Origin of the sequence: Hoeflea phototrophica DFL-43, assembly GCF_000154705.2 — a bacterium.
In the GTDB taxonomy this organism is placed as follows: domain Bacteria; phylum Pseudomonadota; class Alphaproteobacteria; order Rhizobiales; family Rhizobiaceae; genus Hoeflea; species Hoeflea phototrophica.
In genome coordinates, this window is record NZ_CM002917.1 from 3,459,156 (window position 1) to 3,480,900 (window position 21,745).

24 protein-coding genes are annotated in these 21,745 nt (G+C 59.6%); 17 read left to right on the plus strand and 7 right to left on the minus strand.

Features of this window, described 5'->3' with window-relative positions; translation table 11 throughout:
• The first annotated feature begins 63 nt into the window (after nucleotides 1-63).
• The 3 genes from trxB to HPDFL43_RS16340 all read left to right on the plus strand — a co-directional run bounded on the left by trxB (nucleotide 64) and on the right by HPDFL43_RS16340 (nucleotide 3,325).
• Nucleotides 64-1,038 (plus strand): thioredoxin-disulfide reductase, encoded by a 975-nt coding sequence (trxB, locus tag HPDFL43_RS16330; RefSeq protein WP_007198493.1) that lies wholly within the window; start codon nucleotides 64-66, stop codon nucleotides 1,036-1,038.
• 56 nt (nucleotides 1,039-1,094) lie between these two features.
• Nucleotides 1,095-1,994: a LysR family transcriptional regulator gene (locus HPDFL43_RS16335; protein ID WP_156970306.1), complete on the plus strand. Its 900-nt coding sequence runs from the start codon at nucleotides 1,095-1,097 to the stop codon at nucleotides 1,992-1,994.
• Nucleotides 1,995-2,404: 410 nt separating this feature from the next.
• Complete coding sequence (locus tag HPDFL43_RS16340) at nucleotides 2,405-3,325, plus strand: diacylglycerol/lipid kinase family protein (protein ID WP_007198495.1); 921 nt, start codon at nucleotides 2,405-2,407, stop codon at nucleotides 3,323-3,325.
• Nucleotides 3,326-3,457: 132 nt separating this feature from the next.
• Here the strand turns inward: HPDFL43_RS16340 and HPDFL43_RS16345 are convergent, their stop codons facing one another.
• A complete protein-coding gene (locus HPDFL43_RS16345) occupies nucleotides 3,458-4,660 on the minus strand; it encodes a pyridoxal phosphate-dependent aminotransferase (protein ID WP_007198496.1) in 1,203 nt (400 codons plus the stop codon).
• Between the two features lie 196 nt (nucleotides 4,661-4,856).
• Between HPDFL43_RS16345 and HPDFL43_RS16350 the strand changes: the two genes are divergently transcribed.
• The gene (locus HPDFL43_RS16350) at nucleotides 4,857-5,828 is read left to right on the plus strand and encodes an EAL domain-containing protein (protein ID WP_084594695.1); all 972 of its coding nucleotides are present in this window, start codon (nucleotides 4,857-4,859) and stop codon (nucleotides 5,826-5,828) included.
• Between the two features lie 166 nt (nucleotides 5,829-5,994).
• Nucleotides 5,995-6,264, plus strand: coding sequence for a hypothetical protein (locus HPDFL43_RS16355; RefSeq protein WP_156970307.1), 270 nt, complete (start codon nucleotides 5,995-5,997; stop codon nucleotides 6,262-6,264).
• Here the strand turns inward: HPDFL43_RS16355 and HPDFL43_RS16360 are convergent.
• Nucleotides 6,239-6,793: a hypothetical protein gene (locus HPDFL43_RS16360; RefSeq protein ID WP_156970308.1), complete on the minus strand. Its 555-nt coding sequence runs from the start codon at nucleotides 6,791-6,793 to the stop codon at nucleotides 6,239-6,241. The two genes, HPDFL43_RS16355 and HPDFL43_RS16360, sit on opposite strands and share 26 nt — an antisense overlap.
• 76 nt (nucleotides 6,794-6,869) lie before the next feature.
• On the opposite strand from HPDFL43_RS16360, the gene HPDFL43_RS16365 reads away from it, so the two are divergent.
• The 8 genes from HPDFL43_RS16365 to HPDFL43_RS16395 all read left to right on the plus strand — a co-directional run bounded on the left by HPDFL43_RS16365 (nucleotide 6,870) and on the right by HPDFL43_RS16395 (nucleotide 11,951).
• A complete protein-coding gene (locus HPDFL43_RS16365; RefSeq protein WP_040450396.1) occupies nucleotides 6,870-8,048 on the plus strand; it encodes a PQQ-dependent sugar dehydrogenase in 1,179 nt (392 codons plus the stop codon).
• A gap of 70 nt (nucleotides 8,049-8,118) precedes the next feature.
• Nucleotides 8,119-8,613 carry a DUF1499 domain-containing protein gene (locus tag HPDFL43_RS16370; RefSeq protein WP_007198501.1) on the plus strand — a complete coding sequence of 165 codons (495 nt, stop codon included), beginning with the start codon at nucleotides 8,119-8,121 and terminating at the stop codon, nucleotides 8,611-8,613.
• A gap of 125 nt (nucleotides 8,614-8,738) precedes the next feature.
• On the plus strand, nucleotides 8,739-9,638 hold the full coding sequence (locus tag HPDFL43_RS16375) for a DMT family transporter (RefSeq protein ID WP_007198502.1): 900 nt from the start codon (nucleotides 8,739-8,741) through the stop codon (nucleotides 9,636-9,638).
• 33 nt (nucleotides 9,639-9,671) lie between these two features.
• Nucleotides 9,672-9,842 carry a hypothetical protein gene (locus HPDFL43_RS22015; RefSeq protein WP_156970309.1) on the plus strand — a complete coding sequence of 57 codons (171 nt, stop codon included), beginning with the start codon at nucleotides 9,672-9,674 and terminating at the stop codon, nucleotides 9,840-9,842.
• A gap of 82 nt (nucleotides 9,843-9,924) precedes the next feature.
• Nucleotides 9,925-10,167: a DUF1344 domain-containing protein gene (locus HPDFL43_RS16380; RefSeq protein WP_007198503.1), complete on the plus strand. Its 243-nt coding sequence runs from the start codon at nucleotides 9,925-9,927 to the stop codon at nucleotides 10,165-10,167.
• Nucleotides 10,168-10,429: 262 nt separating this feature from the next.
• Nucleotides 10,430-10,672, plus strand: coding sequence for a DUF1344 domain-containing protein (locus HPDFL43_RS16385; RefSeq protein WP_040450397.1), 243 nt, complete (start codon nucleotides 10,430-10,432; stop codon nucleotides 10,670-10,672).
• A gap of 354 nt (nucleotides 10,673-11,026) precedes the next feature.
• Entirely contained in the window at nucleotides 11,027-11,239 is a 213-nt protein-coding gene (locus HPDFL43_RS16390; protein WP_007198505.1) for a cold-shock protein, read from the plus strand.
• Nucleotides 11,240-11,471: 232 nt separating this feature from the next.
• Complete coding sequence (locus tag HPDFL43_RS16395) at nucleotides 11,472-11,951, plus strand: BA14K family protein (protein ID WP_007198506.1); 480 nt, start codon at nucleotides 11,472-11,474, stop codon at nucleotides 11,949-11,951.
• Between the two features lie 106 nt (nucleotides 11,952-12,057).
• On the opposite strand, the gene HPDFL43_RS16400 is transcribed toward HPDFL43_RS16395, so the two are convergent.
• Nucleotides 12,058-12,705 carry an MBL fold metallo-hydrolase gene (locus HPDFL43_RS16400; RefSeq protein ID WP_007198507.1) on the minus strand — a complete coding sequence of 216 codons (648 nt, stop codon included), beginning with the start codon at nucleotides 12,703-12,705 and terminating at the stop codon, nucleotides 12,058-12,060.
• Nucleotides 12,706-12,816: 111 nt separating this feature from the next.
• Entirely contained in the window at nucleotides 12,817-13,287 is a 471-nt protein-coding gene (locus HPDFL43_RS16405; protein ID WP_007198508.1) for an Lrp/AsnC family transcriptional regulator, read from the minus strand.
• A gap of 147 nt (nucleotides 13,288-13,434) precedes the next feature.
• Between HPDFL43_RS16405 and hppD the strand changes: the two genes are divergently transcribed.
• Nucleotides 13,435-14,544 (plus strand): 4-hydroxyphenylpyruvate dioxygenase, encoded by a 1,110-nt coding sequence (hppD, locus tag HPDFL43_RS16410; RefSeq protein ID WP_007198509.1) that lies wholly within the window; start codon nucleotides 13,435-13,437, stop codon nucleotides 14,542-14,544.
• Between the two features lie 77 nt (nucleotides 14,545-14,621).
• Here the strand turns inward: hppD and HPDFL43_RS16415 are convergent, their stop codons facing one another.
• Complete coding sequence (locus tag HPDFL43_RS16415) at nucleotides 14,622-15,512, minus strand: branched-chain amino acid aminotransferase (RefSeq protein ID WP_007198510.1); 891 nt, start codon at nucleotides 15,510-15,512, stop codon at nucleotides 14,622-14,624.
• Between the two features lie 207 nt (nucleotides 15,513-15,719).
• Between HPDFL43_RS16415 and HPDFL43_RS16420 the strand changes: the two genes are divergently transcribed.
• The 3 genes from HPDFL43_RS16420 to HPDFL43_RS16430 all read left to right on the plus strand — a co-directional run bounded on the left by HPDFL43_RS16420 (nucleotide 15,720) and on the right by HPDFL43_RS16430 (nucleotide 18,918).
• Nucleotides 15,720-16,244, plus strand: coding sequence for a MarR family winged helix-turn-helix transcriptional regulator (locus HPDFL43_RS16420; RefSeq protein WP_007198511.1), 525 nt, complete (start codon nucleotides 15,720-15,722; stop codon nucleotides 16,242-16,244).
• Between the two features lie 5 nt (nucleotides 16,245-16,249).
• Nucleotides 16,250-16,957: a response regulator gene (locus HPDFL43_RS16425; RefSeq protein WP_007198512.1), complete on the plus strand. Its 708-nt coding sequence runs from the start codon at nucleotides 16,250-16,252 to the stop codon at nucleotides 16,955-16,957.
• Nucleotides 16,958-17,061: 104 nt separating this feature from the next.
• Nucleotides 17,062-18,918: a methyl-accepting chemotaxis protein gene (locus HPDFL43_RS16430; protein ID WP_007198513.1), complete on the plus strand. Its 1,857-nt coding sequence runs from the start codon at nucleotides 17,062-17,064 to the stop codon at nucleotides 18,916-18,918.
• Between the two features lie 114 nt (nucleotides 18,919-19,032).
• On the opposite strand, the gene HPDFL43_RS16435 is transcribed toward HPDFL43_RS16430, so the two are convergent.
• Both HPDFL43_RS16435 and HPDFL43_RS16440 read right to left on the minus strand, forming a co-directional pair.
• The gene (locus tag HPDFL43_RS16435) at nucleotides 19,033-19,914 is read right to left on the minus strand and encodes a bile acid:sodium symporter family protein (protein WP_007198514.1); all 882 of its coding nucleotides are present in this window, start codon (nucleotides 19,912-19,914) and stop codon (nucleotides 19,033-19,035) included.
• Between the two features lie 76 nt (nucleotides 19,915-19,990).
• Nucleotides 19,991-21,712 carry an AMP-binding protein gene (locus HPDFL43_RS16440; RefSeq protein ID WP_210165606.1) on the minus strand — a complete coding sequence of 574 codons (1,722 nt, stop codon included), beginning with the start codon at nucleotides 21,710-21,712 and terminating at the stop codon, nucleotides 19,991-19,993.
• Nucleotides 21,713-21,745: the final 33 nt, after the last annotated feature.

Genomic DNA, 21,745 nt, shown 5'->3' on the forward strand with positions numbered 1-21,745 from the left:
CATTGCTGCTTTACCGGAGTTGGCCCACACTGCCCGCTCGCAACACTGTTTCAGGAAACCGCCATGACCGCCCGCCACGTTCCCGTTCTCATCATCGGCTCCGGACCGGCCGGCTATACGGCCGCAATCTATGCCGCGCGCGCGCTGCTCAACCCTGTGCTGATCGCCGGCATGGAACAGGGCGGACAGCTGATGATCACCACCGATGTGGAAAATTATCCAGGCTATGCCGATCCCGTGCAGGGTCCGTGGATGATGGAGCAGATGCTCAAGCAGGCTGAACATGTGGGGGCCGAGATCGTCAATGATCTGGTCACCGAGGTCGAAATGACAAACCGTCCATTCACCATCAAGACGGATTCCGGCGCGGTGTGGACCTGCGATTCGCTGATCATCGCCACCGGCGCGCAGGCCAAGTGGCTCGGCATCCCCACCGAAAAGGACTTCATGGGCTTTGGCGTCTCCGCCTGCGCCACCTGTGATGGATTCTTCTACCGCGGCAAGAACGTCATTGTCGTCGGCGGCGGCAATTCCGCCGTTGAGGAGGCTCTCTATCTCTCCAATCTTGCAGCAAAGGTGACCGTGGTTCACCGCCGTGATGAATTCCGCGCCGAAAAGATCCTGCAGCAGCGGCTGTTCGACAAGGAAAACATCGAGGTGATCTGGGACACCGAAGTGATCGAATATCTCGGCGCGCCGGCGCAGCCGCCAATGCCCGCCTCGGTCAATGGCGTCAAGCTCAAGAACCGCAAGACCGGCGACATCACCGACATGGCCATTGACGGCGTATTCGTCGCGATCGGTCACGCCCCGGCGGTCAGCCTGTTCAAGGACAAGCTCAAGCACAAGCCGAACGGCTATCTCTGGACCGCGCCGGACTCGACGGCCACCGATGTGCCCGGGGTTTTTGCCGCTGGCGACGTGACCGACGACATCTACCGCCAGGCCGTGACCGCCGCAGGCATGGGCTGCATGGCGGCGCTGGAAGCCGAACGCTACCTGGCCGGCGTGGTCCGGCATGCCGAGGCCGCCGAATAAGGCGCGAACCGCGCCACATCTAGACCGGCAAACGGTCAGAGGGGACAAGAATCGACATGGTGCCGCTCGACTGGGATAAATTGCGCATTTTTCACGCGGCCGCGGAGGCCGGCTCGTTCACCCATGCGGCGGAGAAGCTGCATCTGTCACAGTCTGCGATCAGCCGCCAGGTCTCGTCGCTGGAAATGGATATCGGCGCCAAACTGTTCCACCGCCATGCCCGCGGCCTGATCCTCTCCGAGCAGGGCGAGATCCTCTACCAGACCGCTCATGAAGTGCTGATGAAGCTCGAAGCGGTGAAGAACCAGCTCACCGAGACACGCGAACGCCCCTCCGGCAAATTGCGGGTGACAACGACTGTCGGTCTTGGCCAGGCCTGGCTTACGGAAAAGGTCCAGGAGTTCCAGGCACTCTATCCCGATGTTCAGGTTCAGCTGTTGCTCGACAATGAAGAGCTTGACGTCAACATGCGCCAGGCGGATTGCGCCATCAGGTTGCGCCAGCCCCAGCAGCCGGACCTGATCCAGCGCCGCATGTTCACGGTGCATTTCCACATTTATGCCGCCCCCTCCTACCTTGCCCGTCATGGCGAACCCAAGACGCTGGAGGATCTGGACAACCACCGAATCATCACCTTCGGCGAGCCCGCACCCAACTATCTGCGCGATGTGAACTGGCTCGAGCAGGCTGGACGCACACCCGACAACCCGCGAATCGCACAATTACAAGTGAACAACCTGCCGGCCATCAGGCGCGCCACCATCAATGGTGCGGGCATTTCACTGCTGCCCGATTATATGATCAGCCGTGATCTGGCGCTGGTGCAGCTGGACATTCCTGCCGACATTCCATCCTTCGATACCTATTTCTGCTATACGGAAGAGATGAAAAACGCTGCGAAACTCAAGGCCTTCCGGGATTTCCTGGTCTCAAAGGCGCGCAACTGGAACTTCTGATCGAAGGGCGGCGGCAGTGGCCCGCAGCACCCACCGCAAAAAAATACGGCAAACACAAGCTTGCTGTTTTTTTAGGCAATAATACAGCCATGCGTTAACAACATGGCTGGCATGCGCTCTTCCCTCTTGCTGAATGCTCAATAAAGCACCATATCGACTACAGCTGATGCACCTTTGGTGGCCTACTCCTCCCAGTGCCACCGCATGAGCTGTTCCCCTCTGGAGGTTTTTGACCTTCATACCTATTGGGCCCGAGAGAAATCTCGCGGCCCATTTTTTTTGCAATCAGTTTTTGTGGTCACCCAGCCCGGAAAGCATGCAACACTCCGGCCCTGCTGCAGCTGTCATTCTCACAGCGGCTATGGCCACAGCGACACCGGCCACATGGCTCAAGGGACCACCTCGATCACATGACAGACCCCAAGCGAACGACCCTCATTCTCAATCAGAGCGGTGGCACCAGCCGCGGAATGAACAGCAAGCAGTTCGCTGAACTGGTTGCAAAGCGGCTTGAGGCCACCGGCGAGCAATGCACGGTCAAGCTGGTCTCCGGCGTGGACCTCATTGGCGCGCTCCAAGAGACGGCCGGCGACAAGACAACCGGGACAATCATAGCTGCCGGTGGAGATGGCACCGTTTCCGCGACCGCAGCCACCTGCTTTCGCGCCGGAAAGACATTGGGCGTGCTGCCGCTTGGCACCATGAACTTGTTTGCCCGAAGCCTGCGCCTGCCATTGGATCCCATTGCCGCCGTGGAAGCGCTCACCACCGCGACGTCCCGCGACCTCGACATAGCCACGGCCAACGGGCGCCCCTTCATTCACCAGTACTCGGTCGGCCTGCATTCGAGGCTGGTCAAATTGCGGTCCGGGATGAACACATCAACCAGACTGCGCAAGCTTGCGTCGACGCTCGCGGCTCTGGGCAAGGTCGTTCTCGATCCACCGCGGTTTGATCTCGAACTCACCATCGACTCGCACACGCAGCGGCAGACCCTGTCCGCCATATCCGTGTCCAACAATGTGCTCACGGAACTGCCTGCACCCTATGCGGAGAGGCTTGATACCGGCGTGCTGGGCATTTCCTGCTCCGCTGCGCTCGGGACTGCAAGCGTGATCCGCATGACCTTGGATGCAGCGCGCGGAAAGCTTGAAGACAACCCGAATGTCGATGTGCGAACGGAACCCAGGGTCACGCTCAAATTCCCCTCACCTCCCAAAAGCCTCAAGGCGGCCATCGACGGGGAGATCGTTGCACTGGAGCGCGAAGTCGAGCTTATTCTGCATGCAGGAGCCCTGCGCACACTGGTTCCGGCGCCACAGCCCGCGTGACACGATGAACGCCCGTTTCAAAGCAGCACTCAATCCATGAAAAACACCGCCCGTTTGCTTGAACGGGCGGCGTTTTCTGATCTCAAACGGCAGCGGCCGAATTCGCCACAGGGACTGTAGCCGAACCGCTGTTTAGCGAAGCGCTGCGCAGAAGCGCTGGATGCGCTTGCAGGCTTCCTCAAGCAACTCTTCCGAGGTCGCGTAGGAAATCCGGAAATTCGGACCCAGTCCAAAGGCCGAGCCATGCACCACAGCCACGCCTTCGGTTTCAAGCAGTTCGGTCACAAAGTCCTCATCGGACTCGATCACCTTGCCCGACGGCGCTGTCTTGCCAATGGTCCCTGCACAGGACGGATAGACATAGAACGCGCCTTCAGGTGTCGGGCACTTGATGCCCTTGGCCTGGTTGAGCATCGAAACCACAAGATCGCGGCGGCCACGGAAGATCTCCTTGTTGGCCGGAATGAACTCCTGGGTGCCGTTGAGCGCCTCGACGGCTGCCCATTGGGCTATCGAGCAGGCACCCGAGGTCTGCTGGCCCTGGATCATGTCCATGGCCTTGATCAGCTCAAGCGGACCCGCTGCATAGCCGATGCGCCAGCCGGTCATTGCATAGGCCTTGGACACACCGTTCATGGTCAGCGTCCGGTCCTTGAGAGAAGGTTCAATCTGGGCCGGCGTGGTGAAGACGAAATCACCATAGGTCAGGTGCTCATACATGTCGTCGGTCAGGATCCAGACCTGCGGATGGCGCAACAGCACATCGGTGAGCGCCTTGAGCTCGGCCTCGGAATAGGCCGCCCCCGAGGGGTTGGACGGCGAGTTGAAGATCAGCCACTTGGTCTTGGGCGTGATCGCCGCTTCCAGATCCGCCGGCGTCAGCTTGAAATCATTCTCGATCGTGGTCGAGACGAAAACCGGTGTTCCGCCGCAGATCGCGACCATTTCAGGATAGCTCACCCAGTAGGGTGCCGGGATGACAACCTCGTCCCCGGCGTTCAGTGTCGCCATAAAGGCGTTGAACAGGATCTGCTTGCCGCCAGTGCCGACAATGGTCTGCTGCCAGTCATAATCGAGATTGTTTTCGCGCTTGAACTTGGCCGCAATCGCCTTGCGCAGTTCCGGAATACCGGACACCGGCGTGTACTTGGTCTCACCACGGTTGATCGCGTCCACTGCCGCTGCCTTGATGTTTTCCGGCGTATCGAAATCCGGCTCGCCTGCGCCAAGACCGATCACGTCGCGGCCACTGGCCTTGAGTTCCCGTGCCTTCTGGCTGACAGCGATGGTGGCGGATGGTTTGACCCGGGAAAGGGCATCGGCGAGAAAGGCCATGGCTTGCGCTCCGGTGGTGCGAATAAAACAAAAGGACGCGGCTCTTGCGCCCGGCACTTTCTATGTCGCAACCCCGCCATTGATGCAAGCCGGAAGCTCCATTACACCAAGAAAGGGGACCAAGACTTAACGCGCGGGAAAGCTTTGCCGACTACGGTTGATGTAACACAGGACCGTGGCCGGAGACCCGCACCCAATGACTGGGGCAAGCAGACCACATTTCATTCAAGACGCCTTGGGATTTTACACCACATCCTATGGACCCTTTGTGCTACGCTCTGCATTCCAGCCGATCTTCAGCCAGGAAGCCAACGGGCGGCTGACAATCGAAGCCTTCGAGGCGCTGATCCGGGCCAGCCAGGGCGGCCGGCCGGTTGCTCCCTATGAGTTCTTTTCCAGAGTGCCTCTTGAGGACGCGGTAACGATCGATACGCTTTGCCGAGAGTTGCACATTCTCAACATGGGGGTGCTGGGACGGAAAAAGGCGCGCTTGTTCATCAACTTCAATCCCGCTCTGTTTGATGCCGTTGCCGACATTGGTTCCGAAATTGATCGCATGGTCGAGATCACCCTGAGCGCAGGGCTCATTCCAAGCCGCATCGTATGCGAGATCACCGAGCAGGGCAGCGGTAACAAGGCCGCGCTCGACAGGCTTGTCGGTGGATTGCGGGCACGGAAATTCAAGATTGCCGTTGATGATTTCGGCGCAGATGATTCCGACATCCAGAGGGTAACGGATCTCAATCCGGACATCCTGAAGTTCGATGCCGAATGGGTCCGCAGATTCACCGAAACCCATCCCGGAATGGCGCTTCTGAAACTGTCAGTCCAGCAGTTTATCGAACGCGGCATCACCGTCCTTTTCGAAGGGCTCGAGGAAGAGCATCAGATCACATTCTGCAACGAGATCGGCGTGCAGCTGATGCAGGGATATGCGCTGGCGCGGCCTGAAATTGTGCCGACAAGCTTTGGCGAGAGATTTCCTGAAGCCAACAACGGGGAGGAAGCCCGCCACAGCATCCGCCAGCTTGATGCACCGCCGCTGATGCCGTCGCTGCACATGCCGCCCGCATCCGTCAGCAAAGATCATGGCAACGCAGCTCCTGCTGCAAAGTCCACGCAGTCATTTGGCCGCCGCACGGTGGCCTTTGGCAAACGTACACTGTGACAGGGCAGATTGCCGTTGGCTTTGACCATCAGCTGCAAACACGCCACATAACAGCGTGAAACACAATGTTGACACCAGATCTGTCCTGCACCGCCACATTCCGGTCTGAATGAAGCCGATTTACACCGGCTATCTGTCCCCCGAACCAAACCAAGGGGATCCAGACATGCTTCCGGAAGACGATTATCTGCGGCTCAAGCCGGCCGCCAAAGAACACCAGGCGGTCCTCCGCATCGCCTTGATGGCGTTGATGGGCTGTCTCGCTTTGATGGCTGTGCTGGTGGGTCAGGCCACAGCCGCGACCGGCGCCCCCACATCGGCCTACGGCTCGACGGTCCCGAAGACATCCGTGGGGATGATCGGCGAAACACCGCCCGCGTCCACGGCGCCGCCGCCGGGACTGACCATCTTCACACCCGCTGAACGGTCCCGTTGAGGGCCGGACTTCGGGCCTTCACCTCGGCAAGCGCCGCGTCCGCCTGTCCGAGGCCCGAAACAACCACCGGCGCGCCGGTTTCGCGCTCAATGACGAGAGACCCCGCCCCCGTCAGCCATCCTGAAAGCCCGCGCTTGACGCTCGCGCCGGTGATCGCCGGATAGGCCACAATCAGCGGATCGCGCGCAGGAAAGCCCGGATGGGCCTCGAGATGGGCTCCACGCGCCGTCAACCGGGTGGTCGAAAGCCGCAAACCGGCATGGGCCAGCAGGCACGGCACCCCGATCACAAGCACCAGAAGGCTGACACGAGCCAGATTGCTGTCTGCCCTGCCTGCCTGCATCAGATAGAGCCACAGCCCCGCATAGCCAAGCGCCACCGCCAGGCCCGGCAGCAAGAGCGCCAGCGGGCTGGCGCGCCAGACCAGCCGCCGCGAAGACCGGTCATCAGTTTGACGAATTTTCTGGTCAGCCTGCGAATAAGCCTCATCCATGAGCGCGGAGTTTATCCGGATTTTTGCCAATGTCATGCGCCATCGCTTGGTCCGGGTCTTTTCCTGCGGACTTGACGCACCATATCGAAGGCATAGTCAAAAGAGGGAAGCCATGCAGAACCAGTTAAGCACCAACAGCCCCAAGCTTCTGAGCAAAAAAGGCGCCGGCCTCTGTGCCGCATTGTTGCTGATCGCAAGCGCCCTTCCCGCCCAGGCACGCGACACCGTGCCGACCCAGGAGGTCAGTGTCGATGTCGAGGTGCTGGCAACCGGGCTCAATCATCCCTGGGGTGTCGAAGTGCTGCCCGATGGCGCGCTCCTGGTGACCGAACGCAGCGGTTCGCTCAGGCTGTTGCGTGATGGATCACTGTCACGCCCGATCAGCGGATTGCCGCAAATCGCCGCCCGGGGTCAGGGCGGATTGCTCGACGTGGCACTCGCCAATGATTTTGCCGACAGCCGGACCTTGTTCCTGAGCTACAGCACCCGCTCGCCGGATGGCCTCGGAACGGCCATCGCCCGCGCCAGGCTCTCGGCTGACGGCGGTGCGCTCGCCGATGTCAAGGAAATCTTCCGGATGAACCGGTTCAGCGGCGGTGGCCGCCATTTCGGTTCACGCATCGCGGTCGCATCCGATGGGACGCTGTTTTTCACAATTGGCGACCGTGGCGAAGACGACCGCGCGCAGGATATGAGTGACCATGCCGGCGCGGTCGTGCGGATCAATCCGGATGGGTCCATCCCCGAGGACAACCCGATTTTGGGCGCATCCGCCGCACCGGGAATCTGGTCCAAAGGCCACCGCAATCCACAGGGAATGGATTTTGATTCCAAAACCGGCGTGCTTTACGCCGTCGAGCATGGCGCCCGCGGCGGCGATGAGATCAACCGCCCAAAACCCGGCCTGAACTATGGCTGGCCAGTGATTTCCTACGGACGCCATTACTCCGGCGGGGAAATCGGTGTTGGCACAGCCGCCGAGGGCTTCGAGCAACCCGTGCATTACTGGGACCCTTCGATCGCGCCCGGCGGCATGGCCGTCTATCGCGGAGACATGTTTCCCGAGTGGGACGGTGACCTTCTGGTTGCAGCCCTCAAATACCAGATGTTGGTCAGGCTCGATCTCGACCCCAAAACCGGCGAAGTGCTTGGAGAAGAGCGTTTTCTAAAGGGCGACTACGGACGAATCCGTGATGTGATTGTTGCGCCTGACGGAGCGCTTCTGATGGTCACCGATGACGACAAAGGCGCCGTGCTGAGACTGTCGCGCACGCCTGCCCAAGTCGACTGATTGCTGATATAGGTGGGCGTGGCTTTCAGTTTGGTCACGCCCGTGAAAATCATAAAAGCAGTGCATCTCGATGTTGAAAACCATTCTCCTGAGCATCCTCATGCTCATCGCCATCGCATCGGTGTTGTTTTTCTATGTGATCGGACCCGAAAAGAGCTGGGAGAAAATGGCCGGACCGCCCGACCGGGGCCCCTATGACTTCACCACAGCCCCCCGCAGCTCGACCGCCAATGACGCACTCGCCTGCACGGAAGGCCTGTACGAAAATCCGGATTTTCTGATCGCACCTTTTGACGACGCGCCGGAGATCGTCATTGAGCGTCTCAGCCAGCGTCTGCTTGCAAGCGATGAACTGGCGCGCCGCGTCGACGACCGCAGCAACCCGGCAAAGGCGCGCTTTGTGACCCACTCCCCGATCATGCGGTTTCCCGACATGATCCACATTGAAGCCCGCCCGCTGCCAAATGGACGCACTGGCGTCATGGCCTATGCGAAGGCACAGCTGGGCACCAATGATCTGGGCAAGAACCGAGAACGGCTGGAAGCCCTGTTCCCGCAGAACTGACGCATCTGCATTGCCCTGACGGACGCTCCCCTAAGCCATGGCCCTCAGGGACGACAGGCTTGCTGCGGCAGGACGCACCTGTTAGCGCTCGCCAGCCAACCGACCACCGCTTCCCGGACCCGCCCATGCCGCGCCATCTCGCCAATCTTCTGCTGCTGCTCGCCGGCGCCATCTGGGGCATCGGTTTCGTGGCGCAATCGACCGCCATGCAGAGCATCGGCCCGTTCCTTTTCATCGGCATGCGGTTCCTCGTGGCAGCTGCCGTGCTCGCTCCCTTTGCCTGGCGCGAAGCACAACAGGCGGAAACCCCGGTGTCATTCGTGCATTTGCGTGGGTTCGTGTTCGTCGGACTGGCGTTGTTCTCGGCCATGTCCTTGCAGCAGGTGGGCCTGACCCTGACAACGGTCACCAATTCGGGCTTCCTGACCGGCCTCTATGTGGTGTTTGTGCCCTTCATCACCCTTTTCGTGCTCGGTCAGCCGCTGCATCCCGTCATCTGGCCCGCGGTGCTGATGACTTTCGCAGGCATCTGGATGCTCGCCGGTGGCAGCATCACATCACTCAATGGCGGTGATCTGCTTACCATTGGCTGTGCGCTGCTGTTCGCTGTCCAGATGATCCTCGTCGCCCGCTTTGTCGGGCCGAGCGGGCGGCCGCTGACATTGTCCTTTGTCCAGTATCTGACTGCCGCAATCCCTGGCCTTGGCCTCGGATTGGCAATCGAACCGTTCGACAGCGCGATGCTGATGCAGGCCATGCCGGAGATCCTCTATTCCGGCGTGATCGCCACCGGTCTCGCCTTCACCTTGCAGGTGATCGGCCAGCGCTACACCACAGCCCCGCAGGCTGCGATTTTCATCTCAACGGAGTCCTTGTTCGCCGCCCTATTTGCAGCCCTACTGCTGGGCGAGCAGATCCCGGGCATCGGCTATGCCGGCGGCTTGCTGATCTTTCTGGCCATCCTGCTGGCCGAGCTCGGCCCGATGCGAATGAAAAAAACCAATGGCAGCGTTTCAAACAGCTGACCAAAACAGCATTGCGTGATTGGATCGGCCAGTATGGCGCCACAACAACGCCGCAATAACGGCAGGATCGCGGCTGCGGGAAACCCTTGGATGCCAAGCCTTTTGCTTCCGGAAGCTTGTGAAGCAGGTCAGAAACAAGGCGAAAAATTCACAATAGGGCGTAAATATGTCATTGTTTTTGTTGAGTTTATTCACACCAAGTGATTTGATTTCGATGCCACGGCCAACCTAGTTTCCCCCTGCAAACGCCACTAACGGCGCAATTGCAAAACAGGGAGACATTCCAATGTTCAAGACAATTGTCACAACCGCATCATTGCTGACGTTGGCCGGGGCGGCCTTCGCCGGCGAGGTCGAGGGCGTCGTCACCAATTACGATCCTGCAACCCGCATGATCGTGCTGGAAAGCGGAGAGGCTTTCCGCCTTGTCGACGGCGTCCAGCTCGATGGCCTGCAGCCCGGCGGCAAGGTGGTGATCACCTTTGATGACGGCACCACCGACGCGACCTCCGTCGCCATCATGGAATAGCGCCTCATCTCAAGGACGGGGACTGCAAATCTGCGGCTCCCCAATGGCTTCCCCACTGGCTGTACGACACGCGCGCAAAACCATCATCGCTTATACCTGATCATGGCAAAATTACGCCAAGTACAGCTCTGAAAAATATATCTTTTCACCCCTTGTGGAGTTGCAGGGACAGGCGCATATGCGCGCTGCTCCGCAGCTTCCGACATCGCCCGGCAAACCTGCCGGCCGGAGGACGCGGGTGATCAACCTATGGAAAAAATCAATGAACAAGTTCGTTGCAATCGCATTCGCATCCGCAGCCATGATCTCGTCCGCTTTTGCAGGCGAAGTCGAAGGCGTTGTCAGTTCTGTTGACGCCGGCACAGCGACAGTTGCCCTGGAATCCGGTGAAAGCTTCACCGCGGCCGAAGGCGTGTCGCTGGAAGGCGTCGAGGCAGGCAAGACAGTCATGATCATGTTTGACGACAGCACCAACGTCGCAACAGAGATCGCGATCGTCGAATAATCGCAATTGCTTGGCCGGATCGCCCCCGCGCGGTCCGGCCGGGTCAGGCAAGCATCATCAAAGTTTTGCTTGCCAATTTCCCACAAAACAAGCATCTTTTGGATGTTCGGGCAATTTGCGAACACGGGAAGACCAGAAACATGCGAACCGAAGACGCACAAAAACCTTCGGGCGGCTGGGATGAAAAGCCTCATATCCAAGGATATGAAGGCTCAAAGTCGCTAAAAATCAGGACCTTTCCATACATTTCGAGAACTGCCTGCCATAACCCCCGCGCAAATGCGGGATATGACATGATGCTCGCTGACCGGAAAACCCCACAAACTCCGGAAGGCAATCAAAGGACCTGACAGCATGGCCGAAACTGGTACCGTAAAATTCTTCAACGTCGACAAAGGTTTTGGCTTCATCAAGCCTGACAATGGCGGCGCCGACATTTTTGTTCACATCTCAGCCGTTCAGGCTTCCGGCATGACCGGATTGGAAGAAAACCAGAAGGTTTCTTTCGACACCGAACCTGATCGCCGCGGAAAAGGCCCCAAGGCCGTGAACCTGCGCCTGGCCTGACAGCCACTCGCATCTGAATCAGCGAAAGCCCGGCGCCGCAGGGACGCCGGGCTTTTTCGTGTCCGCCAGCACGCTTTGTACCAAGTCTCGGTATTAGACCCAGCCGTGCCTGACGGTTCCCGATGTGCTAAGATCGTGTTCAGCTACCGTTCAGCTTCGAAGAACTAGGTTTGCAGACAAGACGGGCAAGCCATCGAGCAAACGGATCCGTCAAACCCGAAAGGATGTTTCGATGAAAAGCACTGCTAAAACACTGAGCATCACCCTGCTCGCAGCTGCCACCGCCTTCACACCACTCGTTTCGGTAGCCCATGCGGGCGGCGACAGCGATGCCTGGCAGCGTGAAACGAACGGCAGCTACAAACACAGAAGCTGGAAGCACCACAACTATCGTGGTCATGGCAAACAGCGCCATGTCTACCGTGGTCACAGCAACAAGGACGCTGTCACACTTGGCATCATCGGGCTCGGCGTTGGCGCTATTATCGGCGGCGCGATTGCCAACAGCCACAACAGTCCCCGGGTGATCCACCGCCCTGCCCCCAATGTGCGTCACTACGGCCAGCCCCGGGTTGTCAATGGCGGTGGCAGCTTCGAGCCGTGGACCCAGTCCTGGTTCCGTTACTGCTCCAACAAGTACCGGTCCTTCAACGCTTCGACCGGCACATACCGCGGTTATGACGGACGCGATCACTTCTGCGTCGTGCGCTAAGCCCGAAGCAGGCTGTGAATCCCGCAGCCACACTCAAACAACCGGCCCCGCACCCGCGGCGGCCGGTTTTTCATTGGGGCTGCGGGCCAAATCCGCCGCAGACGGGTCAGATGTCCTTCAGGAAAGGATTGGTGCGCCGCTCATCGCCGATCTTGCCGCCGGGCCCGTGGCCGCAAATGAAACCGATCTCATCGCCCAGCGGCAGCACTTTGTCGCGGATCGAGTTGATCAGGGTCTGGTGATCGCCGCCCGGCAAATCGGTGCGCCCGATCGAGCCCGCAAACAGCACGTCACCCAGATGCGCAAAACCCTGTGCGCGGTTGAAATAGATCACATGGCCCGGCGCGTGCCCCGGCGTGTGATAGACCTCGAATTCGTGGGCACCGAATGACACCTTTTCCCCGTCCTCAAGCCATTGGTCCGGCGTGACATTGCGCACCTCCATATCGAGCCCGAACATCCTGGCCTGGTCTTCGAGCCCGGAAAGCAGGGGGACATCGTCTTTGTGCGGACCGATGATCTTCACGCCAAGCGTCTCGCACAATTCGTCGGCACCGCCGGCATGATCGATGTGCCCATGGGTAAGCCAGATCGCCTCGATGGTCAGGCCGTTCTCGCTGATCGTTTGCAGGATCACGTCAACGTCACCGCCCGGATCAATCACCACGCCGGATTTGGTGTCCTCATCAAACAGCACCGTACAATTCTGCTGGAATGGGGTGACGGGAATGATTCCCGCGCGCAAATTGCCCATGATCAAGATCCCGTCTGGCTTCGACTCAGTCTGCGCAAGGTGGACGTACTGCGCTCCGATGTCACCCCCGCAATGCATCCAGCCCACCCGGCAACTGATCACCAGCCCGGATCAGACAGGCAGGCCGCCGCCCTCCTTGAGCGTATCGAGCACAATCGCCGTCTTGACGTGCTGGACCGATTCATGAGGCAACAGCACATCGCTGACGAAGGCCGACAGGCTGCGCAGGTCCGGCGTCACCACCTTCAGGATATAGTCCATTTCGCCCGTCAGCGAATAGGCCTCCAGCACCTCGGGCAGGCTGTCGATCAGCCGCGCGAAGCGCTGCGCATTGTCGCGGTTGTGCGTCGCCAGCGTCACCGTGATCAGATTGACAATGCCAACGCCGAGCTTGTCCCGGTCGAGATCGGCACGGTACCCCTTGATGAAGCCCTCATCCTCAAGCCGGCTGCGCCGCCGCGAGCATTGCGAGGCCGAAAGATTGATCTCATGGGCAAGCTCGTTGTTGGTCAGCCGGCCATCCCGCTGCAACAGCCTGAGCATTTTCCGGTCAAACTCATCCAGATGCACATAATTCTCCATTCTTCACTTACATCTACACGTTTCGTGCGCATTTAGGGCTAAACACATACGGATTGCACGCACCTTGCAGCAAATATGACGCATCATGCGCATCAGTCAACAAGCGCGGGCACTGATGATCCCGGCGACGACAAGAGGAGAGACAGAATGGGTCCGTTCCCGCACGATGCACCGCGCGCAGAAATCTCGGCCGACAACCCGGCCGGCACCAACGGTTTCGAATTTGTCGAGTTCGCCCATCCCGAGCCCGAGAAGCTCGAAGAGTTGTTTGCCCGCATGGGCTATTCCCCGGTCGCCCGCCACCGTGAGAAGGCCATCACCATCTGGCGCCAGGGTGACATCAACTACATCCTAAATGCCGAAAAAGGCTCCTTCGCAGACCGGTTTGTCGAGATCCATGGCCCCTGCGCGCCATCAATGGCCTGGCGCGTCGCCGACGCCAAACAGGCACTTGCCCACGCCGTCTCGAAGGGGGCTGAGGAATACACCGGCGACGACAAGACGCTCGATGTGCCGGCCATCGTCGGCATTGGCGGCTCGCTGCTCTATTTCGTCGACACCTGGGGCGACTCCGGCTCTGCCTATGACGCAGACTTCGAATGGCTCGGCGAACGCGACCCGAAGCCCAAAGGCGCAGGCTACTATTATCTCGACCACCTGACCCACAATGTGATCCGCGGCAACATGGACAAGTGGTGGGATTTCTACCGTGACCTGTTCAATTTCAAGCAGATCCACTTTTTCGACATCGAGGGCAAGCTAACCGGGCTGGTGTCACGCGCCATCACCTCGCCCTGCGGCCGCATCCGCATCCCGCTCAATGAATCCACCGATGACAAGAGCCAGATCGAGGAATATCTGCGCAAATACAATGGCGAGGGAATCCAGCACATCGCCGTGGGCACAGACGACATCTATTCCGCCACCGACTGGATCGCCGACAAGGGCGTGAAATTCATGCCCGGCCCGCCCGACACCTATTACGATCTTTCCAAGACCCGTGTGCATGACCATGACGAGCCCATCGAGCGGATGAAGAAGCACGGCATCCTGATCGATGGCGAAGGCGTGATCGAAGGCGGCATCACCAAGATTCTGCTGCAGGTGTTCTCCAAGACAGTGATCGGGCCGATCTTTTTCGAGTTCATCCAGCGCAAGGGTGACGAGGGCTTTGGCGAAGGCAACTTCCGCGCCCTGTTCGAATCCATCGAGGAAGACCAGATCCGCCGCGGCGTGTTCACCGACGCCGCCGAATAGGGACCGGACGTCACGTACAAACAAGAAGGCGGCGCTCCTTTCGGAAACGCCGCCTTTTTCATGCAATCAGGAAAAATCTATTCCGCCGCAGCGCGCTTGGGCTGAACCTCGGCCATATAGTCATTGACCAGGTTCTGGGTAATCTCGCCAACGGTGAATGTGTAAGGGCCGATCTCAGACACCGGCGTCACTTCCGCAGCGGTCCCGGTGAGAAAACATTGCTCGAAGCCTTCGAGTTCCTCGGGCAGGATTGCCCGCTCGATCACCTCGTAACCGCGCTGCTTTGCAAGAGCGATCACGGTACGGCGGGTGATGCCGTCAAGGAAACAGTCAGGCGTCGGTGTGTGGATCTTGCCGTCCTTGACGAAGAAGATGTTGGCGCCGGTGGCTTCAGCCACCCGGCCGCGCCAATCCAGCATCAGCGCATCGGCATAGCCGCGTTCTTCCGCGCGATGCTTGGACAGGGTGCAGATCATGTAAAGGCCCGCAGCCTTGGAGCGCGACGGTGCCGTCATCGGATCAGGACGGCGGTATTCGGCCATATCCAGCCTGATCCCCTTCATACGCTGTTCGGGATCGAAATAGCTTGGCCATTGCCAGATCGCGATGGCCAGATTGATCCGGTTCTTCTGGGCCGAAACGCCCATCATCTCCGAACCGCGCCAGGCAATCGGGCGCACATAGGCATCCTCGAGCCCCTGCCGCGCCAGAAGCTCGATGCAGGCCTGATCGATCTCGGCAACGCTGAAGGGGATCTTGAAGCCGAGGATCTCGCCGGATGTGTGAAGTCGCTCGGTATGCTCGGTCAGCTTGAAGATTTCGCCGCCATAGGCGCGTTCGCCTTCAAACACGGCACTGGCATAATGCAAACCATGGCTGAGCACATGCATCTTCGCATCTTGCCACGGAACGAATTCACCATTGTACCAGATTTCGCCGTCAAGCTGGTCAAAAGGCACGGACGCCATCGTGTTTCCTCCAGGCGGTTTCCCGCCACACTCGGTAATTGTTTGAAACCGGCCTTGCTTAGCACCGGTCGCGCGTCGAAACTTCACGCAGAAGACGGTCAATGGCAAGCCGGTGGGCCGGGCAAACTTGCCGCGCGCACGGATCGACGCTAACAATTGCGCCAAATTATGTCAACATGACTGACATATTCGAAAGGAAAAGTCGCAATGAGCCAGACTGGCGCAATCCGTGCAGGTTCCACCGGAGTTCTGGAAACCCCCATGGGGGAAGACGAGGGCATAGACTTCGAGATCATCGAGCTGCTGTTCTTCGCCTATCGCGATTTCATTTCCGATCCCGATGCCATTCTCGACACGTATGGCTTCGGACGCGCCCATCACCGCGTGGTTCACTTTGTCAACCGTGAGCCCGGACTGACAGTCGCCGCCCTGCTGGAAACTCTCAAGATCACCAAGCAGTCCCTGGCCAGAGTCCTCAAGCAGCTCATCGACTCAGGCTATATCGAACAGGTTGCGGGGCCCGAGGACCGCCGCCAGCGGCGGCTCTTTCCCACCCAGCGCGGCCGCGAGCTTGCACTCGCACTGGCACGGCCACAGTCTCGCCGCATCGCCAATGCACTTGAAAATCTCGACGCCGAGGGCCGCAAGGCCGTTTCGGAGTTTTTGTCAGGGATGATCGAGCCGGGGACCGGAAGCGAACTCGAGAGCCGTGACAGCAAGCAGGAGGGGTAATCCGAATGACCACGCAAACACTCAGCGATGACGCTGCACATCTTCTTGTTGTTGATGACGACACCCGCATTCGCGACCTGCTGTCGCGCTATCTTACGGACCAGGGCTTTCGTGTGACAACCGCGGCGGACGCCAGCGAGGCCCGCCGAAAGCTCGAGGGCATCGATTTCGATCTTCTTGTCATTGATGTCATGATGCCCGGCGAAAGCGGGCTGTCACTGACCCGCTCATTGCGTGAAATCAAGACCGTGCCGATCCTGATGCTGACGGCGCTGGCCGAGGGTGACGCGCGCATCGACGGTCTCGAGGCGGGTGCGGATGACTATCTGGCCAAGCCCTTCAATCCCCGCGAACTGGTGCTCAGGATCAACAACATCCTAAAGCGCGGCGGGCAGCCCGGCGTTCCCAAGATCGAACAGGTGGTGTTCGGCCCCTACACATTCGTGCTTGCGCGACGTGAATTGAAGAAGTCCGGGGAACAGGTCCGGCTCACCGACCGTGAGCGCGAAATCATGGTCACCTTCGCCGAGAACGCCGGCGAGACGGTGCCGCGCCATGAGCTTGCCGGCGGCGACACCGAAATCGGGGAGCGCACCATCGATGTGCAGATCAACCGCCTGAGGCGCAAGATCGAAGACGATCCCGCAAACCCGATCTGGCTACAGACTGTTCGTGGGATCGGCTACCGCCTGAGCGTGGAGACAACCGGCTGAAGCGTACCCCCCTAAAAAACATCGGTAAAAAACCACTTTCTGGCGAGAGATTGCTTTAACCTTTCGCACCTTATTTTTGCCCCTATTAGATTTTGGGGGTATCCATGACACTCTTCTCACGATTCGGTCTGGTCAAGACCGTAACAGTAATGGCCGTCAGCATTCTGCTGATCGCACTCGCCGCCGTAACTCTGGCTGTTTCCAGCAACATCAGCGGCCAGATCCAGCATCAGGCAATCACCAGCCAGAACACCAGCCTGCGCACCGCCGCAACCATCGTTGAGCGTGATGTTCCGGGCACAACGGTCACCTGGGCGAAAGACGGCAACGTTGATCGCATCGTGATGGACACCATCCCGGGCGACTACGAAAGCCACGAAATGATCGACACCGTTGGCCGGATGACAGGCCAGACGGCAACGATTTTTGCATGGGATCCCGAAAGCAAGGATTTCTGGCGCAAGACCACAAACATCATCAAGCCCGATGGCAACCGCGCAGTCGGCACGCCACTGGGGCAGAAGGGTGCGGTTTATCCGGTCCTCACAAAGGGCGAGACCTTCCGCGGTGAAGCGGTGATCCTGGGAACGCCCTACTACACCATCTACGAGCCCATCTTCTCCCCTGCTGGTGACACGATCGGCATCCTCTACGCAGGTGTGCGGTCCGCTGACATTGATGCCATTTCCGGCGAGATCACAACCACGATCGGTATCGTCTCCGCACTTGTCCTGGCCATCGCAACAGCAATCATTGTCTTTGTGAACAAGTCCATTCTCGGACCTATTCCCAAGCTCACCAGCGTTGCAGCCAACCTGGCGGAAGGCAACCTCGACATCGAAGTTCCCGGCCGCGAAAGCCGCAACGAAATCGGCGCACTCGCACGCGCTCTGGAAGTGTTGCGCGAGGGTGCTGTTGAAAAACTGGAGCTGGAACAACAGTCTGCTCAGTCTGGCCAGCAGGTTGAGGCCGAACGGCAACGCCGCGAAGCCGAGAAAGCCGCCCAGTCCCATGAAGTTCAGGCCGCAGTCACCCAGCTCGGTACCGCCCTGAGCGCCATGAGGAACGGCGACCTCACCGTTCACCTCGACACTCCGTTCTCCGGCGAACTGGAAACGCTGCGCACCGACTTCAATCAGACCGTCGAGCGTCTGAGCCAGACCATGGCGGAACTGCGCAGCGAAACCAGCGAGATCGATGCAGGCGCAGCGGAAATGCTCGATGCATCCAACGATCTCTCTCGCCGCACGGAGCAGCAGGCCGCTTCGCTGGAAGAAACTTCGGCCGCACTGGATGAAATCACCGCAACCGTGCGCAGTGCTGCCACCCGTGCAGAAGAAGCCCGCGGCATGGCCGAAAACGCACAGGCCAGCACCGTGAACTCCCGTAAGGTTGTCTCCAATGCCGTTGACGCCATGGCGCGCATCGAAACGGCATCGGGCGAAATCTCCAACATCATCAACGTGATTGACGAGATCGCCTTCCAGACCAACCTGCTGGCGCTCAATGCCGGTGTGGAGGCAGCACGTGCCGGTGAAGCCGGCAAGGGCTTCGCAGTCGTGGCACAGGAAGTGCGCGAACTGGCCCAACGCTCAGCGTCCGCAGCAAAGGACATCAAGGAACTGATCACCAAATCCGGTGAGGCCGTGTCCGGCGGAGTGGAACTGGTCAACAACACCGGCGAAGCCCTGGGCGAGATCTCCGAGCAGGTCAATGCGATCAACGATCACATCGCATCGATTGCCACCGCAACCCGCGAACAGACAACCGGGCTGAGCGAGATCAACGGCGCTGTCAACCAGATGGATCAGGTGACCCAGCAGAACGCAGCAATGGTGGAAGAATCCACCGCTGTCATGCACCGCCTGGCCGAGAGCGCACAAAGCCTGACGCGCATGATCGGCCGGTTCGAGGTCTCGTCAAGCCTGACCCAGGTATCGCAGACCAAACGCGCCGCCTGATCGGTCTTCGGCCTCAACAGGCCGTCCCGTAAACCAAACGGCCCGTGCACATTGCACGGGCCGTTTTTTCATGTCCTTTGTTCCGGCAACCGGCCGCTAATGCATGGCCAGGTGTCAGAGCAGACCGTCAGGCAGTTTTTGCTCTCCGGCGCTGTTGATCCGGCGGAACCAGAAGGTCAGCATGGTCGAGCTCAGCACGATAAACAGCGAATAGAGTGCCGGCACCGCCATCACCGCCTGCGCCTCGGTCCCGGAGAAGGTAAAGGCGATGATGGCAATCGCCAACGGCCCGTTCTGAATGCCGGTTTCCAATGCAATGGTGCGGGCGCTACGCGGATGCAGCTTGAGCAGCGACGCAAACCCGTAGCCAATGGCAAATCCGAACAACCCAAGCGCAATGGCGCCGAAATAGGTGGCCCAGGATGTCGTCATCAGAAAGTCCCAGTTTCTTGGAATCCAGGACACGATCAGAAACAGAATGAAGATGATGGCGAGCAGCGAACCGAGAAACTCCGTCACCGCCCCGGTATTGGCGTTGAGTTTGCGAAGGCCCATGCCGATTGCCACCGGCACCAGCAGCAGCACCAGCGTCGCGATGATGTTCTCGCGCGGGATCTGCAAATCGAGCGCCCCCGCATAGAGCACCAGCACCAGCGGGATCAACACCACGCCGAAGACGGTCGAATTAACGGTCATGAGAACCGACAGCGCCAGATTTCCCTTCGAGAAATAGGTGAAGATGTTTGACGTGGTTCCCCCGGGCATGCAGCCCATGATCAGGATGCCGATCTTGATCGAATCCGGCACCGGCAGGCTGATCGCCAGCAGGAAGGCGATAAACGGCATGAAGCCATATTGCGACGCGACCCCGATGATCAGTCCGTAGGGCCGCTTCAGCGCCAATGCAAAATCGCGCGGGGTCAGCGACGCGCCCATGCCAAGCATGATCACAAAGATCATAAGGGCGAGAATTGCCTGTTCCAAAGGTCCGACCATGGTTCCTCCCTGAAAGCCGGTCGTTTCTGTTCGATCCGCTGAGCACCAAAGCACTCAGGGACCACCATGGCTTGTCCTAAGCGTTTGCAACCTGCGAAGTCTCGACCGGATGCTCCACGCGCAAATCCTTGCGCAGGATCTTGCCGACATTCGATTTCGGCAGCTCATCGCGGAACTCGACCAGCTTTGGCACCTTGTAGCCGGTCAGATGCGCCTTGCAGTGCGCCCTTATGTCCTCGACCGTCAGCGCAGGATCGCGGCTGACGACAAAGGCCTTCACCGCCTCGCCCGCGGCGCCGTCGGGAACCCCGATCACAGCGGACTCGACAATGCCCGGATGGGCAGCAAGGCAGTCCTCGATCTCGTTGGGATAGACGTTGAAGCCCGACACCAGCACCATGTCCTTCTTGCGGTCGACAATCCGGAAATAGCCGTCAGCATCCATGGTGGCGATGTCGCCGGTGAGCAGCCAGCCGTCCTTGATGGTCTTTTCCGTTTCCTCGGGCCGCTTCCAGTAGCCCAGCATGATCTGCGGCCCGCGCGCTGCAAGCTCGCCCACCTCCCCCGGCGCCACCGGTTGGCCATCGCCATCCAGGCAGGCCACGTCGGTTGAAGGCACAGGCACGCCGATCGAGTTGCTGCGGGTCCGCCCCAGCGGGTTGAAGGTGATCACCGGCGAAGATTCGGTCAGCCCGTAGCCCTCCAGAACCGGCTTTCCGGTGATCTCTTCCCATCGCTCGGCAACCGCCTTTTGCAGCGCCATGCCGCCAGCGGATGCGAATTTGAGATGCTTGGGTGGGGTGTCGAGAAACCAGATCTCGTTCGACAGACCGTTGAACAGCGTGTTGACGCCACTCATCCAGGTGATCTTGTAGTTCTCGAACGCCCGCTTGAGATTGGACAACGGCCGCGGATTGGGAATCAGGATGTTGCGCGCACCAAGCCAGTAGAAGCCGACAAGGTTCACGGTGAACGCGAAGATGTGGTACATCGGCAGCGCCGTCAGAGCCACTTCCTCGCCCTTCTTCACACCACTGATCATCTCCATGGTCTGCGCCATGTTCATGATGATGTTGCGATGCGACAGCATCGCGCCCTTCGACACCCCGGTGGTGCCGCCGGTGTATTGCAGACAGGCGATGTCATCGGGGTCGACGGAAGCGGTGTAGGATCCCGCGCCGATCTTTCCCTCATCCCGCCGGGCGGCTCCGGCGGCAATCGCGTCGGGCAGCCGGATATGCGCCACATCCACCGGATGGATGGTCTTGTCCCAGTATTTCTGGACCGCGCCGACAATCATCCTCGGCAGCATAGGCATGAACTCGGCCACCCGGGTGACAATCACCGTCGGGATGTGATGGCCCTTGAGCGCCTCGGGCAGCTTGTCGGCAAACATGTCGACAATCACCAGCGCCGCCGGCTTGGAGTCTGCAAATTGCCTGGCCATCTCCTCGGCCGTATAGAGCGGATTGACATTGACCAGCACGCAGCCCGCCTTGAACACGCCAAAGGCGATCACCGGAAACGGCAGGCCGTTGGGTGCCTGCAGGGCCACCCGGTCCCCGGCCTCAAGACCCGCGACCTCGCGCAGATAGGCGGCAAGCGCGCTCGACATCTCGTCGACCTGCCGGAAGCTCAGGGTTCCATTCATTCCATTGGGAAGACAGACTGTGAATGCGGGTGCGTCGCCATAGACCGAGGCGGTGTGGCTGACCAGATCACCGAGATTGCGAAACGGCAATTCATCGATCTGCGCACGGACGGATGGCCCGTAAAAAGAAGTCCAAGGTCGTTCCATATGCGTGATGCTCCTCCCAGAACAGTCCCGATT

Coding starts and splice junctions, on each gene's coding strand:
- HPDFL43_RS16380 (WP_007198503.1), top strand. CDS start 9,925: ATGTTCAAGACAATTGTCACAACCGCATCATTGCTGACGTTGGCCGGG.
- HPDFL43_RS16350 (WP_084594695.1), top strand. CDS start 4,857: ATGACTGGGGCAAGCAGACCACATTTCATTCAAGACGCCTTGGGATTT.
- HPDFL43_RS16365 (WP_040450396.1), top strand. CDS start 6,870: ATGCAGAACCAGTTAAGCACCAACAGCCCCAAGCTTCTGAGCAAAAAA.
- HPDFL43_RS16405 (WP_007198508.1), bottom strand. CDS start 13,287: ATGGAGAATTATGTGCATCTGGATGAGTTTGACCGGAAAATGCTCAGG.
- HPDFL43_RS16435 (WP_007198514.1), bottom strand. CDS start 19,914: ATGGTCGGACCTTTGGAACAGGCAATTCTCGCCCTTATGATCTTTGTG.
- HPDFL43_RS16425 (WP_007198512.1), top strand. CDS start 16,250: ATGACCACGCAAACACTCAGCGATGACGCTGCACATCTTCTTGTTGTT.
- HPDFL43_RS16370 (WP_007198501.1), top strand. CDS start 8,119: ATGTTGAAAACCATTCTCCTGAGCATCCTCATGCTCATCGCCATCGCA.
- HPDFL43_RS16430 (WP_007198513.1), top strand. CDS start 17,062: ATGACACTCTTCTCACGATTCGGTCTGGTCAAGACCGTAACAGTAATG.
- hppD (WP_007198509.1), top strand. CDS start 13,435: ATGGGTCCGTTCCCGCACGATGCACCGCGCGCAGAAATCTCGGCCGAC.
- HPDFL43_RS22015 (WP_156970309.1), top strand. CDS start 9,672: ATGGCGCCACAACAACGCCGCAATAACGGCAGGATCGCGGCTGCGGGA.
- HPDFL43_RS16375 (WP_007198502.1), top strand. CDS start 8,739: ATGCCGCGCCATCTCGCCAATCTTCTGCTGCTGCTCGCCGGCGCCATC.
- HPDFL43_RS16395 (WP_007198506.1), top strand. CDS start 11,472: ATGAAAAGCACTGCTAAAACACTGAGCATCACCCTGCTCGCAGCTGCC.
- HPDFL43_RS16400 (WP_007198507.1), bottom strand. CDS start 12,705: ATGGGCAATTTGCGCGCGGGAATCATTCCCGTCACCCCATTCCAGCAG.
- HPDFL43_RS16335 (WP_156970306.1), top strand. CDS start 1,095: ATGGTGCCGCTCGACTGGGATAAATTGCGCATTTTTCACGCGGCCGCG.
- HPDFL43_RS16340 (WP_007198495.1), top strand. CDS start 2,405: ATGACAGACCCCAAGCGAACGACCCTCATTCTCAATCAGAGCGGTGGC.
- HPDFL43_RS16390 (WP_007198505.1), top strand. CDS start 11,027: ATGGCCGAAACTGGTACCGTAAAATTCTTCAACGTCGACAAAGGTTTT.
- HPDFL43_RS16385 (WP_040450397.1), top strand. CDS start 10,430: ATGAACAAGTTCGTTGCAATCGCATTCGCATCCGCAGCCATGATCTCG.
- HPDFL43_RS16360 (WP_156970308.1), bottom strand. CDS start 6,793: ATGACATTGGCAAAAATCCGGATAAACTCCGCGCTCATGGATGAGGCT.
- HPDFL43_RS16415 (WP_007198510.1), bottom strand. CDS start 15,512: ATGGCGTCCGTGCCTTTTGACCAGCTTGACGGCGAAATCTGGTACAAT.
- HPDFL43_RS16440 (WP_210165606.1), bottom strand. CDS start 21,712: ATGGAACGACCTTGGACTTCTTTTTACGGGCCATCCGTCCGTGCGCAG.
- HPDFL43_RS16345 (WP_007198496.1), bottom strand. CDS start 4,660: ATGGCCTTTCTCGCCGATGCCCTTTCCCGGGTCAAACCATCCGCCACC.
- trxB (WP_007198493.1), top strand. CDS start 64: ATGACCGCCCGCCACGTTCCCGTTCTCATCATCGGCTCCGGACCGGCC.
- HPDFL43_RS16355 (WP_156970307.1), top strand. CDS start 5,995: ATGCTTCCGGAAGACGATTATCTGCGGCTCAAGCCGGCCGCCAAAGAA.
- HPDFL43_RS16420 (WP_007198511.1), top strand. CDS start 15,720: ATGAGCCAGACTGGCGCAATCCGTGCAGGTTCCACCGGAGTTCTGGAA.